The organism is Streptomyces sp. NPDC048506 (assembly GCF_040651315.1).
GTDB lineage: Bacteria > Actinomycetota > Actinomycetes > Streptomycetales > Streptomycetaceae > Streptomyces.
Genome location: NZ_JBEZIX010000107.1, coordinates 1 through 12977, shown reverse-complemented (window position 1 = coordinate 12977; position 12977 = coordinate 1). Strand labels below are relative to the sequence as shown.

At 67.1% G+C, this 12977-nt stretch carries 9 protein-coding genes and 3 pseudogenes; 5 read left to right on the top strand and 7 right to left on the bottom strand.

Annotated elements, in window-relative coordinates; all coding sequences use genetic code 11:
* Nucleotides 1-387: 387 nt before the first annotated feature.
* Nucleotides 388-657, bottom strand: coding sequence for a hypothetical protein (locus AB0C96_RS42625; protein WP_362925632.1), 270 nt, complete (start codon nt 655-657; stop codon nt 388-390).
* The gene (locus tag AB0C96_RS42620; RefSeq protein ID WP_362925630.1) at nt 620-1666 is read right to left on the bottom strand and encodes an AraC family transcriptional regulator; all 1047 of its coding nucleotides are present in this window, start codon (nt 1664-1666) and stop codon (nt 620-622) included. The genes AB0C96_RS42625 and AB0C96_RS42620 overlap by 38 nt, the downstream gene beginning before the upstream one ends.
* Here AB0C96_RS42620 and AB0C96_RS42615 point away from each other — a divergent pair.
* From AB0C96_RS42615 to AB0C96_RS42605, 3 genes and pseudogenes are all read left to right on the top strand, one after another.
* The gene (locus AB0C96_RS42615; protein WP_362925629.1) at nt 1646-2431 is read left to right on the top strand and encodes an NmrA family NAD(P)-binding protein; all 786 of its coding nucleotides are present in this window, start codon (nt 1646-1648) and stop codon (nt 2429-2431) included. The genes AB0C96_RS42620 and AB0C96_RS42615 overlap by 21 nt on opposite strands.
* Nucleotides 2428-2580 carry a hypothetical protein gene (locus AB0C96_RS42610; protein WP_362925627.1) on the top strand — a complete coding sequence of 51 codons (153 nt, stop codon included), beginning with the start codon at nt 2428-2430 and terminating at the stop codon, nt 2578-2580. Before AB0C96_RS42615 ends, AB0C96_RS42610 begins: the two co-directional genes overlap by 4 nt.
* 185 nt (nt 2581-2765) lie before the next feature.
* Nucleotides 2766-3080 (top strand): annotated as a pseudogene (locus tag AB0C96_RS42605) (leucine zipper domain-containing protein); the annotation flags it as partial.
* Nucleotides 3081-3094: 14 nt separating this feature from the next.
* Here the strand turns inward: AB0C96_RS42605 and AB0C96_RS42600 are convergent.
* Nucleotides 3095-3445, bottom strand: a pseudogene (locus AB0C96_RS42600) (transposase); the annotation flags it as partial.
* A gap of 609 nt (nt 3446-4054) precedes the next feature.
* On the opposite strand from AB0C96_RS42600, the gene AB0C96_RS42595 reads away from it, so the two are divergent.
* A complete protein-coding gene (locus tag AB0C96_RS42595) occupies nt 4055-5107 on the top strand; it encodes an RICIN domain-containing protein (RefSeq protein WP_362925625.1) in 1053 nt (350 codons plus the stop codon).
* A 406-nt stretch (nt 5108-5513) separates the two neighbouring features.
* Here the strand turns inward: AB0C96_RS42595 and AB0C96_RS42590 are convergent, their stop codons facing one another.
* The 3 genes and pseudogenes from AB0C96_RS42590 to AB0C96_RS42580 all read right to left on the bottom strand — a co-directional run bounded on the left by AB0C96_RS42590 (nt 5514) and on the right by AB0C96_RS42580 (nt 7721).
* On the bottom strand, nt 5514-5873 hold the full coding sequence (locus AB0C96_RS42590) for a hypothetical protein (protein ID WP_362925624.1): 360 nt from the start codon (nt 5871-5873) through the stop codon (nt 5514-5516).
* Nucleotides 5874-6087: 214 nt separating this feature from the next.
* Nucleotides 6088-6228, bottom strand: a pseudogene (locus AB0C96_RS42585) (IS5/IS1182 family transposase); the annotation flags it as partial.
* A gap of 404 nt (nt 6229-6632) precedes the next feature.
* Nucleotides 6633-7721, bottom strand: a complete 1089-nt coding sequence (locus AB0C96_RS42580) for an RICIN domain-containing protein (RefSeq protein WP_362925623.1) — start codon at nt 7719-7721, stop codon at nt 6633-6635.
* A 689-nt stretch (nt 7722-8410) separates the two neighbouring features.
* Here AB0C96_RS42580 and AB0C96_RS42575 point away from each other — a divergent pair.
* Nucleotides 8411-11386 (top strand): LuxR C-terminal-related transcriptional regulator, encoded by a 2976-nt coding sequence (locus AB0C96_RS42575; RefSeq protein WP_362925621.1) that lies wholly within the window; start codon nt 8411-8413, stop codon nt 11384-11386.
* A 188-nt stretch (nt 11387-11574) separates the two neighbouring features.
* Here AB0C96_RS42575 and AB0C96_RS42570 read toward each other — a convergent pair whose 3' ends face one another.
* Nucleotides 11575-12330, bottom strand: coding sequence for a transposase (locus AB0C96_RS42570; protein ID WP_362925620.1), 756 nt, complete (start codon nt 12328-12330; stop codon nt 11575-11577).
* Nucleotides 12331-12977 lie beyond the last annotated feature (647 nt).

Below are 12977 nucleotides of genomic sequence, written 5' to 3'. Positions count from 1 at the left end.
CGCGTCGACGTGCTCTTCGCCATGCTCAGAGACGGCACCTTCTACGAGTCACGACCAGCCGTCCCTGCTTGACCAAACCCATAAGGGCACCCCCCGGGCCGACCCCTTCCTCGGACCGGGGTGCCGGCTACGCGCCGTGCCGCCGCAAGAACATGCCGCGGCACGGAAATCCCGGTACCGGTCGTCCTCGACAGCAGGCGTTGAGTTGTCTTCGAGCGGGGGTTGCCCAACTGTGAAGAGGGGCCAGAATCCGAAGATCTAGATCCCAACCAGGAACAGGCCCTAACGACGTCGTGCACGATAGCGATTGGCGATCTCTGTCCAGCTCGTCCATGTTGGTCACAGACATGATCCTTGACAGAGGGCCTCGTTGGCGTGCCCAAATCCCTATCGTGCACGAGGTTGTTGGTCGTTGCCGTCGTCGATGACGACGTGACGGTTCTCTCGATGCACCGCTGCGCTGGTCTCGGAAGCGATTGGTTCGGTCTTGCCTTTTGAGATGACTTCGATCCGGCTCTCGGCTACACCGAACTCGACAAGTTGAATCCGACTGATGGTGGGTGGGCGGTGCTGGAGCCGCTGCTGCCCAAGAGCAACAACCGGTGTCGTCAGTGGCGGGTCAAGTGCCTGGGGGTGTTGCCCCTTGATCGTGGACACCCTGATCATTGGATCGTGAGGATCCATAGGAATTCCCCGTGTTTCCAGTGGACTTCGACGAAGAAGAGACCGCGAAGCTGGGCGGTGTGGTCAGCAGTCGCGCGTTTGCGGTCGCTCGTTCCCTCTGCCGCCAGGTTCCGGGTGGTTCTCCGTGGTGTCGGCGGAAGGCTGCGGCGAATGCGAAGGGCGAGCCGTAGCCGACGGTGTCGGCGATCTGGGCCAGGCTGAGATCGTCGGCGCGCAGGTGGTCGCGGGCGAGGGTCATGCGCCATTCGGTCAGGTACTGCATGGGTGCCTGGCCGAGTGCGTCCCGGAACGTTCGCGCGAAGGCGGCGCGGAACAGGCCACTGATCGCGGCGAGTTCGGGGACCGTCCACGGATGGGCCGCGTTCTCATGCATGGCTTGCAGCGCGGCGCCCAGCCGCGGGTCCGCGGATGCCCGGTACCAGCGCGGTGCGGTTGCGCTGCGGCGGAAGTCGCTGCGGATGGCCAGGACGAGAAGTAGGTCCAGGAGGCGGTCCAGGACGATCTGCTGGGCGAGTTCGTTCCGGACCAGTTCGCGGGAGAGCAAGGTGATCACGTCGCGCAGCGGATCGTCGTCGGCCGCCGAGAGGGTCATGACCTGAGGCAGAGCGTCGAGCAGTCCACCGCCGACATCGCCGGAGAACTGGTAGGCGCCGCACAGGAACACGGTGGCCTGCGGGTTGTCCCCGGGGCCCATCTGCGCGTGGCGTGCCCGGAACTCCTCCGGCTCCAGGCATTCGGCGCCCGGCTCGTGCCCGATGTAGTGGTTCGGCCCGCCACGGACCAGCGTGACGGTTCCCGGTATGAGCTCCACGGTGCTGCCGGGGGCGTCCAGCCAGAGGTAGCCCCGGCCGCGGACCACCGTGTGCACCGACAGCTCTATCGAACCACCCAGCCGCAGTCCCCACGGAGGTTCGGCAACCGTCCGCGCGAACACCGCGCCGGCGGCGCGTGCCCGCACCAGGTGGTCAGTCAGCAGGTCCATGGGAGCATCACCCGTACTGCGGCGCGCACCGGAGCGGACGTCCGGTTCGACTGGGACGACCCGGCCACCCACGCGGCCGCCCTGGCCGGCGCCGACCGCCTCTATCTGGTCACACCCACGATGCGCGTCAGCTACGCCGACCAGGTCGGCGCGTTCCTGGACCTCGCCGAAGCGGCCGGCGTGCGCCACGTCACCTACCTGAGCGTCCACAACGCCGACCAGGCCCCGCCGGAGATCGACATCGCGGCCGTCGAGGCCGATCTCGCTTCCCGGCACAACATCACGCACTCGGTCCTGCGCCCCTCGTGGGTGATGCAGAACTTCGCCGACGACCACCTCCCGGTTATCGACGGAGTGATCACGGCCCCGAGCGCCGGCAACACGGAAGCCTTCGTCGACGCGGCCGACATCGCAGCGGTCGCGGCCGAGACGCTGCTGGACCCCGGAACCCACGTCGGTGCCACCTACTCGCTCACCGGCCCGCAGGCCCTCACCTTCGGTGACGTCGCGGCCACCATCGCCACCGTGAGCGGCCGCCCCGTCGCCTACCGCGACATCGACCAGGAGACGTGGATCCACGGCGCGCTCGCCGCGGGCGTCCCCGCCGACTACGCGGTGATGATGCGCTGGCTCACCGGCGCCATCATCGCCGGCAACGGCTCCACGCCCACCGGTGACATCGAGAAGGTCACCGGCAGGCCGGCCACCGCCTTCCGTGCGTTCGCCGAGCGCGGCGCCCACGCCTGGGTCTCGGAGGCGAAGTGAGCAAGACCGTCAGCGACGACACTCCCCTGGTCGGGGCGAACAGCTCCGTCGTGACCATCCAGGACCGCAAGGTGACGCACTGGCGCGACTACCTGGACCCCATCGCCGTCTTCGACGCCCAGGGATGGCCACAGGGCAGTCGCCCGTAAGAGCCGTACGGGGGCCGCCTCGGCGGCCTGACCCGCCGTCGGCGCCCAGTGTCAGTGCCGGACGTCACCATGGTCGGTCGCCAGGATGTTGACGGCGATGTGGAGGACACACGGCTCAGCACCACGGCGGCCGCCATGGGCCCCGGCACCACCCGGACCGCCGTCTCCAACCACCTTGGGGGACCATGGCCGGGCATCGCAACGCCCCGCTGACCCCCGAGGGCCGACTCCGGCTGTGCCTGCGCATCCAGTCCGGACGGTCGATCGCCCACGGCGCCGCCGAAGCCGGCATCTCCCGCCGCTGCCTGGCCAAGTGGTACGCCCGCTGGCAAGCCCACGGCGAGGACGGCCTACTGGACTGCTCCTCCCGCCCCGCGGCCAGCCCTGCCCGCACACCCGACGACGTTGCCGACCTGGTGGAGGCCCTGCGCCGCCAGACCAAGTACGGGCCCGCCCGCCTGGCCGCCGACCTGGAACGCCTGCACGCCGTCACCCTCGCCCCGGCCACCGTGCCGATCAGACAGCAGGCGAGTTTCAGGAACGCTTCGTGCAGGTCGGCCCTGCGTTCCCAGCAGATGCGCAAGCGTCGGAAGCCATGGAGCCAGGCGAAGTTGGGCTCGATCACCACCGGTAGGTACCCAGTCCGGTGCCGTGCCGGGTGCCGCGGCGGGCGATGGCCGCAAGGATGCCTCAAGCCCTGACCTTCTCGCCGGTGGATGTCGTGATGGTAACCGCGGTCGGCGAGCAGCACGTCGGGCTTGCGGCGGGGTCAGCCAACGCGTCCACGGACCGACGGAATGGCATAGAGCAGAGGCAGCAGCTGGGTGACGCCGTTGCGGTTACCGCCGGTCGGCAGTGACAGCGGCCAGCTCAATCTAATTCTTCATCAGTTGTGGTGAGGGCGGGCCGTGGACAGCTTTTGACGCATCTGACGTCGGATCTGGTCCAGCGGCTGTTGCCGGACTGCGCGGTACCCGAACGCCGCTGTTGCAGTGCGATGCCGCACACGTTGCACCCTGGTGGGCACGAGTCGACCAGCAGGTGTACGGATCATGGGACCAGGCATCTACGGCCCGGAACAAGTACCCAATCGAGTAGTTCTTCGCTACCCCCGCAGCGACCATCGAGCGAGCCTGATCCGGCGGTCGTCCGGGGCAGCGGCCGGGTACCGTCCGGTCCGCTGGACGGTACCCCATGCCCGTTGGCACCGCCCGTGCACGGCGCGGCAGCGTTCGGCCGTGCGCGCAGGAGCGGGAGGTGTGGCACCAGGGTGTCACGGCTCACCGCGATGAGCAGGAAGAAAGGGGCAAGGGGCATGTATCCATGGCAAGCCGGAATACCCGGTCGTCTGTGCACGCGCCTGAGTACGGCGGTGGCGATCGCCTTCATGATGTGTCTCGGGCTGATCATTTCGCCGTTCGGGACAGGTCAGGCGCGGGCCGACGGACCGGACTGCAGTCAGCCACTGCAGTGCGTGACGATCTACAGCAAGCTGGAGGCGCCCAACTGGCGGGTGCTGGACGTCGCACGGGGCTGGGGCGGCGATGGTACGTCGAACTACGGTCACCTCAACGTCTGGCCGAAGAACAACCCAACCAGCAGCAATCAGAGGTTCCAGTTCCGGGACACCGGTGACGGCAGCTTCCAGATCGCCGTCAACGACGGCGGCAAGTGCATCGGCCACGACGACCACTGGCAGGATTGGCTGTCCGAGCAGGACTGCGCGAACGTCGACTCCCAGAAGTGGTACCTCGAGCCCTCGCCCTCCGGCGGATTCATGATCCGCTCGGTCCAGGACGACCAATGTCTGAACGCCTCGGGCGGGTACAGCGGGCAGAACTTCGTCTTCCACTCGAACCATGTGGGTACCTACACCTGCTACTCGGGCGACACGGCGTCCTTCTTCAGCATCGAAGACCCGGCGGCCGGGGACCAGAGAGAGACGCCGGCCATGTACAGCCTCGCCACCTCCTACGCGATGACCAAGTGCGACAAGGATCAGTCGTACTGCAAGTGGGAGATCACCAGTCGTTCCGATCCCACGTACGGCACGCCGATCTGCCGCGGCCACACCGAAAAGAACGAGACCGGCTCGGACGTGCCCAAGGAACTGACCAAGACCGAAACCAGCATCGAGTCCACCACCCTGGGGTCGGCGATCCAGGACTCCTCCGAAGTGGGCGTCACCCTGACACTGGGTGCGAAGGACACGTTCGCGGTCCAGGTGGGCGAGAAGTTCACCCACTCCTGGCAGAGCAACTACGCGCGCACCACGGGCACCCAGAAGACCTGGACGGACAAGACAACAATCACTATTCCCCCAGGCCAGTACGGGTGGCTGGAGGAGCAGCCACGGGTCCAGGATGTGACCGGCCACCTCACCTTCGACCAGAACGGCTGGGCGCAGTGGACCTACGGCGCCGACAGCAGCAACCCGGCCGTGGCCAAGATCGCCCTCGGCGGCGGCGACAACGGGAACGGCCTGTGGATCAGCAAGACCGGCGACACCCTGCCGGACTACTGCTGATCACCAGCCGCCTGTGCGCTCGGAGTTACTGAGCGGGGTCGGGGACCGGCACGGTGGCCGATGCTGCGTTCCGGTCTCCGACCCTACTGAGGCCCGGGCGGCGCCGCGACTCTCCGGGCACCGGCGGGCGTACGGACCCGGCCCTGGGCCGTGCGGAAAGCAAGCGCACAGCACTCCCTGTGCGGCGTATGAGTCACGCCTCATGTGCCGTACAGGGAGTCTCGTATGACCGCAGCGTCTCCGGAGCCTCCAGCCGCCGCGTCAGCTCGGACGACCGTGCAGCACCGCGCCCGCCCGTCCACCAGCATCTGGTCTCAACGACCAGATCAGATACCCCGTACGTCACCCGACACGCGTCTTTGGCGGACGTGCCGAGACAGTCACGACGAGCGAATCTCTGAGCCGCTCAGTCAGCTTCCGGCAGCGCGGGAAGGTCTCCCTGAGCCGCCATTCGCCGCTTGTTCTGAAAGCTGCCCCGAGATGCACCCTGCGGAGAAGGCAAGCAGGACCGCGACACTGTTACCGCCCAGTAGGCGACCTGGGCGGGCGGGATGCCGTCGTTGAGCCATTTGGTCAGGCGGCTGTGCCGAATGTCGTAGATCCACTTCCCCATCGGGGAGCCGTACTCCTGCTCGGTGAACTCCAGCTTCCGGGCGTTCCCACACACCCTGCGAGCGACCGAGCCCGCGAGTATCCCACCGTTCTCGCTCTGAAAGAGCCGGTCGCCGGGCGTCAGGTACTCCGTCGCACCACTGGTCTTCGGCATCCTCAGGGGGCGGCAGCAGGTCTTCCACGTGCCTCGCCACGGCTTCCTCAGGGTGCGGTCCGGTGTCGTACAGCGTGGAGAAGTACGCATGTAGCCGCCGGCCGCCACGGGTCCGGGACCGGATCCGGCGCAGCATGCGCGCCATGCGATCCGGACTGATCAGAGACCGTCTGTCTACCGCAGATGACGTCTCAGGGCGCGTATCGAGTCGTGATCAACGGGCGGTCCGGGTGAGGTCTTTGATCCAGATCATCGAGGCGCACAGGTGTAGGCCGGCGAGGTAGCCGGCTGGGGTCTTGTCGTATCGGGTGGCGATGCCTCGCCAGACCTTGAGCTTGTTGATCAGGCGCTCGACGGGCTTCCCAAACCGATGGACAATCGCCGCCCGAAGTCGGTGCGTGTCGCACTCCGTGCGATCGCGCGGGTCGGGCGCCTCGGCCAGCCGCTCCAGCAGGCCCGGCACTTCGGCGGGCTCGACCCGCGGATGGTCGCGGAGTTGGCCAAGGGTGGGTGGGGTCGGCGATGACGCGCCGACAGGCACGGACTTCCACTTGGATCACGGGGCGTAGAGAGCTCCATGATCTTGGAAGTCGGTGCCTGTCACGGTCCCGGAACCCGTCGAAATGTCAGATCATCACGAACCGTCCGTCAAGCGATTACGCGGACGCCCTGGGATGCGGTCCCCGCCGAATGCTCCATCTATATGGATGCACAGCCTTTGGGGAGATTTCCGAGTCGCGCCGGACCGCCCTGGATCATTTACGGAAAGACCAGGGAGAAGATGAACTGCGTGAGTAGACTTCCGGCTGCGCTGACCGCATTCGCAATGGTGCCGGCGTCGACACTGTCAGTGCAACCCACCTGGCCGTGCTGATTCGTCGAAGCCATCTGGCTATCACTGGTCTGCGTGAAACCCGACGATGAATCGCAGGTAGTGCCGTACATATGGTAAGTGGCGTTCGCGTGAACACCTCCGAGGGTGTAGACGGCCGTGATCTTGTCGTTCCCGTCGTTGGCGTACGCACCCGCGTCGCCGTCCCAGAATGCGTATGCGCCCAAGTAGTAGTCGGTGTACCTGCGCAGCGTTACCGTTGCCACTATCTTGCCCGCCGGGAGAGTCGCCGTCCTACACTGATCGACCGGGAAGGATTCGATGGCGTAATGCCCGGTGGTCACCGTATCGTCGGCAGGGTTCTCCTTGATTTGGTAGTCGATAGTTGCCCTGGCCGCGTAACCTCCCCAGTTGCAGACGGTGATCGTGTTGCTGCCCAGATTGATCGCAGCGCCGTTCGTCAGATCAGGCAGTTTTGTTCCGTCGGAAGTGGTGATGGACCATTGCTGCATCGTGTTGCCGCCGTCGCAGGTGCCCAGTTCCACCGCGGCCGTGTTACTCAGGTCGTATGCAGTGAGACACTTGTTGTCCCCGACATGGCGGATCAGAAAGTAGTTCGATCCGTCGCTCGCCGGCTGCAAGGTCCACGTTCCGGACGCCGGACATGCAGCCGGAACGAAGACGCGCGTATCGGACTGTTCGGCAAGGCAACCGCCAAAGTCGCTGCGCAAGTTGAATGATCCGTCGGCGGTCGAATCAATGGTTAGATCCGGCTCATCCTTAATCATCCACGTAGGGGCAAGCACGGACCAATCCGCCGGCACAGCATCAAAGCTCAGGTCACCATTGTTCCTTGAACTGATGATGACATGGGGTTTACTCGTTCCACTGTCTGCGTGAGCGACGGTAGCAGTGAGCGGGGCGATAATGATCCCCAGAGCGGCAACAAGTGCGACCAGCATTCTGGCGGCCGCACGCGCCGGAAGGCTGTGTTGGCTGAGCGCGGGCATAATCATTGCCTTTACCTCGCGGGATGGATGAATGGGCTGATGCGGGAATCGACGGAGACGTTTCCGTCCTAGCGGCAGCGTTCACGCACCATTCGGTCCCGGGGTGGGGCGGAACCCACTCTTCTCGGGGGCTACGATGCGTGACGCTGCGGAGGTGTTGTTGCGGCTGCTGCGCCGGTGAGCGCAAGGATCGCGGAGGGTCTTTGCGGGATCTCCGGACATCGACAAATCCGCGGGTCAGCAGGCCGAGAAAGTAGCGCTGCGGTGCTCACGCGCACAACCGTAGAATTACCTGATTGCTTTACCTGTTCTTCCCGGCAGGATCCGTCCTGGACCCGGACCGTTCCTCGTCAAGGCCCTCGCCGGACCGCTGGACGCGCGCACGGTCTACGTGTGCATCCCCCAGGTCCTCTACCCGTACGCCTCGACGGCTCCGCAGCTCGGCCACCCCGCCGCCGCATCCGCTTCGAGACCAACGGTGCACCCGCTGGTCCCACCGGCCAGGCGCACGCTACGGGTCGGGAACGTAACTCTGGCCCACCCCTTCGGTCCGAAGGTCAGACCGGAGGATGACAGCCGGGGTGGGGGTGACCCAAACTACTGATCGGGGAGTAGGCCTCGCGGACGAAGACCGGGCTGACCTGCCGCTTCAAGAATGAACGTCGCATCTTCCGTCTCGTTCCCCAGGAGTACCCATGTCCCACGCGGCTGCCGCCCCGGGGCGGCCCGGATCGCCCGCGGGCCGACCCGGCGTGTTCGGCAGTTGCACCCGCCAGGACAACCGCACCTGCACCCACGCGTTCAGCGAGGACGCCGTCCATCGCTGCGCATGCTTCGTCGGCCGACGGACAGCGGTCCGGTTCTCCTCGACGGACCCCAGCGGCATCGTGACTCCGACACCCACCGCAACAGGGGGAGCGCAGTCCGCCCTCGTCGCTGAACGACAGCGGTCGCGTCGCGAGGCAGGCGTCCGAGAGTGCGGCATGCGATCTCTCCGCGAGCCCGTTGCACTGGCCTTTCTTCGGCCTGAAGGGGGGCGGCATGAGCGGTCAAGGCAACTGGGTGAGCCGAGGAGCGCAGCCGGGCCGCGCCACACGCCAGACGGCGATCCACCCCCAAGGTCGCAGGCGCCCAGTGGGCAACTCCCAAGGAAGGCTCTGCGCAGGCTCGCTGCTCCCCGTACGTCGGCACCTGGGTGGGACTTACGCGGCGCACACCCCTGTCCGACGGCGGTGGTCCAGCTTGGAACTCGTCGTAAGCCCATCGTCATAACGAGTTCACGTCAGGAAGACAGGACGGGTCCCATGACAGGTCCAAGACGGGACGCCGGGAGGATACCGGCGGAAGTCACCACCTTCGTCGGGCGACAACACGAGATGTCGCAGGCACGGACACTGCTCACTCGAAGCAGACTGTTGACGTTGACGGGTGCGGGAGGAATCGGCAAGACCCGCCTGGCGCTACGAGTGGCTCGCGACGTTCGACGCTCCTTTCCCGACGGAGCGTGGGTGGTGGACCTGGGGCCGGTGGAGGACGGCGCACTGCTCGCACAGACGGTGCTGGCTGCGCTGGGCCTCGACCACAGCTCGGCCTTGCCGGCACTCACGGTGCTGGTCGACCACCTCGCGGACAAGCAGCTGCTGCTGGTGCTGGACAACTGCGAACACCTGCTCAACGCCAGTGCGGTCCTGGTCCGCATGCTGCTTGCCGCAGCGCCCGGCCTGAAGGTGCTGGTGACCAGCCGGCAGTCACTCGGAATCGACGCCGAGTCGCTGCTGACAGTACCGCCGCTGTCGACACCGGATCCTGACCGGCCACCGCCGCCGAAGGCCATGATGCGGTATGCGGCGGTGCAGCTGTTCGTGGAGCGGGCCTCGGCCGTCCTCGGCGATTTCACACTCGGTGAGGACGATCGCCTGGCAGTCGCCGGTATCTGCCACCGTCTGGACGGCATCCCGCTCGCCATCGAGCTGGCGGCAGCCCGGGTGCGGGTGCTGTGTCCTCAGCAGCTCCTCACCGTTCTGGACGACCGTTTTGCGTTGCTGGATCAGGGGAGTCGTGCCGCCCCGGCGCGTCAGCAAACGCTGCGTGCGGCGATCGACTGCAGCTTCGACCTGTGCACCCCTCAAGAGCAGTGGGGGTGGGCACGCCTTTCCGTCTTCTGCGGCGGCTTCGATCTGGAAGCGGCCGAAGCGGTCTGTGCGGGGGAGGAGCTCGCCCGTGAGCAAGTCCTCGGCGTCATCGCGGAGTTGGTGGACAAATCAGTGCTGACCATGGAGAGCCGGCGCGGCCTGGGACGCTACCGAATGCTGGAGACGATCCGTGAATACGGCCGCGATCTCCTGCGCCTCGGCGGGGAGGAGACGGCCGTACGGCGTCGACACCGCGATCACTACCGGGCCCTTGCCGCCCGGGCGGAAGCCGATTGGTTCAGCGCACGCCAAGAGAACTGGTCCACCCGTCTGTACCTGGAGCGCACCAACATCCGCGCGGCCCTGGAGTTCTGCCTGAGCACACCGCACGATGTGGGCGCCGGGCTCGCCCTGGCCACCTCCTTGTGGGGCAACGCGCTGGGCGCGGGCAACCTGGATGAACAACGCCGTTGGCTCGGCCAAGCCCTCGCACGGGACACCGAACCGACCCCGGCCAGAGTCAGAGCACTGTGGGCCGACGGCTGGCTGGCCCTGCTGCTCGGCGACTTCTCCACCGCGAAGGCCCGGCTGGATGCCTGCCAGGACCTTGCGGAGCGGCTGGGCGATGCGGAATCCCTGGCCCACGCCGTGCAGTTCGCCGGACTGACAGCACTCTTCGGCGGAGACTTCCCCGCAGCGGTCCGCCTGCTGGAGGAGGCCTACGACCGCCACCGCGCCACCGCGGACCTGTGGGCGGAGTGGACAGCCCTGTTCCTCCTCGCCCTCGTCTACTGCCTGACCGACAACCCGCGCGCCTCCGCGATGGCGGAACAGTGCCTGGCCCTGTGCGATGCCCACGATGCGCGATGGTCCCGCTCCTACCCGCTGTGGCTCCTCGGGCTCCAGCACTGGCTCGGCGGGGACGCCCAGCGTGCCATCCCCCTGCTCCAGGACGGGCTGCGCATCGCCCGATCCGGCCGCAATCTCCTCTGCGCGGCCCAGTGCCTTGAGGTTCTGGCCTGGGCCACAGCGAAGGACGGATGCGGGGAACAGGCCGCTGCCCTCCTAGGCGCCGCCCAAACGACCTGGCAGTCGGCCGGCATCGCACTGCCCGGCCTCGGCCGCCTCCTCCACTACCACAGCGAATGCGAGGCCCGACTGCGCGCCTCCCTCGGCGATACCGCCTACGCCGCCGCTGTGAAGATGGGAACCGAGCTCACACTGGACGAGGCGACCGACTACGCACTCGGCGAGCCCCCCACCCCGCCGACCACCCTGAGGCCCGCACACCCACCCATGCCCCTGACCCGACGACAGCGGCAGGTGATCGAGCTGCTTGCCCAAGGTCTGACCGACAAGCAGATCGCCGGCAAGCTGGTGTTGTCCCCACGCACGGTGGAAGGACACGTCTATCGTCTGCTCGCCGTACTCGGCTTCGACTCACGCACCCAGATCGCCACCTGGGCAGTGGAGAACTCCACACCGGGCCACGGGGTGCACCACGAATCAGGCTCTGTCCGACCCGGCGCAGCACGGTGAAGGCGTTTGTCATGATCGGACAGTCCAGGCGCAGCAGCACGATCGGTCATCGTGCCCGGTGACGGTGTCTGTCAGCGGCCAGTTCCTCCTGGCTCTCCATCACTTTCCGTGAATCGACTTTCAGCTCATGAGGAGGATTCGGCGTCTGAGGAGGCTGAAGCCGGCCCGGCCATAGCCGGTTCTCTGGATCATCTTGACGGGCCGATGATCCAGCGGACGATGTCCCGCACGGGCGGTGGGGGTTCAGGTAGTGGCAGCGGGTGACTACCCGATTCGGCAAGGGAGTTGAGGAAGCGGCGGACGGTCTTTCGGCTTCCCGTGTAGCCGAGGGCCTGGATCTCGGCTCGGAGCACGGCAGCGTTGTCGCAGCCGCCGCGCCACCGCTTTTCCAGATGGTCGGCGAACGGTCGCAGCACTGTCGCGCGCCAGCGCGGTCGGGCACGGAGCATCTCGTCGGCGGTGGCCGCCTGCACGTAGCGGCGCACGGTCTTGCGGTCCCGTCCGAGTGCCTGGCTGATCTGGTTGATCGTCAGCCCGCGCTTCCGCAGTTCATGGACCTCGGCGTGTCGCTCACGGATCCGGCGGCTCTCGACCGTGTTCTTCGGCCGCTCATCGATGTCCTGACCGATGTCGACCGGTTGGCTCGTCCGCTGCTTGAAGGACTTGTGGTGGCGGGCCACGGTCCGCTCGACCGCGTGAGCGAGGTTGTGCAGCAGGTGCCACCTGTCGGCAACCTGCGGGACGCCTGGCAGCGCGCGGCCGCCGCCTTCGGCGAAGGAGCCCCCGCGGTCACGACAGATCTTCTCCACCCCCGGGTGCTGGTCCGGCCAGGCCGCGGAGGAGTCCGCAGTGCGGTCGGGCAGGACGTCCACCGGCCGCCGGGTCTCCATGTCGATCAGGATGGTGCCGTAGGTCCGGCCGCGCCTGAACGCGAACTCGTCCACGCCGAGCACCGTTCGGCGTCTTGACCTCCGGCAGAGGCAGTCGACGGACCATCCGCAGCAGCGTGGCGGGGCTCGCCTCCGCCCGCAGGTGGCGGGTCAGCCGCGCGCCGGCCTGGCCGCCCAAGGCCAACGCGATGCGCTCAAGCAGTCGTTGGAGCGGCACGCTCCGGCGGCCGTGCCGGACGGTCAGCCCGTCAACCTGCTCGGCGAAGGTCCTCTTCCGGCAGTCGGCGTTGTCGCAGAAGAACCGGCGGACCCCCAGGTCGAGTTCGACCGCCTGCCTTCCCGACGGCCAGTCGGGCACCCGCCGCTGGTAGCGACTGTGCACGAGGGAGGACACCTGCTCGCAGCACGGGCGCACCGCCGTCGTGGCACCGCTGGTGACCTGCGTCCGGCCGGGGCTCCTGTTCATCCGGTACGGGGTGCAGGAGCCGGGGGCGCCGGACTGCGGGGGTGTCACGATGGGCAAGGGCGACCTGTGTGATGTGTCCAAGATCGGTAGAGGAACGCACGACAGCTGGACGGAGTCCTACGCGGACCGGGTGGCGGGCCAGGTTGCGTCCAGGGAAGTGGTGTAGGGGTTCGACCTGATCCGGGGGTTTGCTCCGGCTTCTGGCTGATGCCCGCATAGATGAACGGCCACCGGC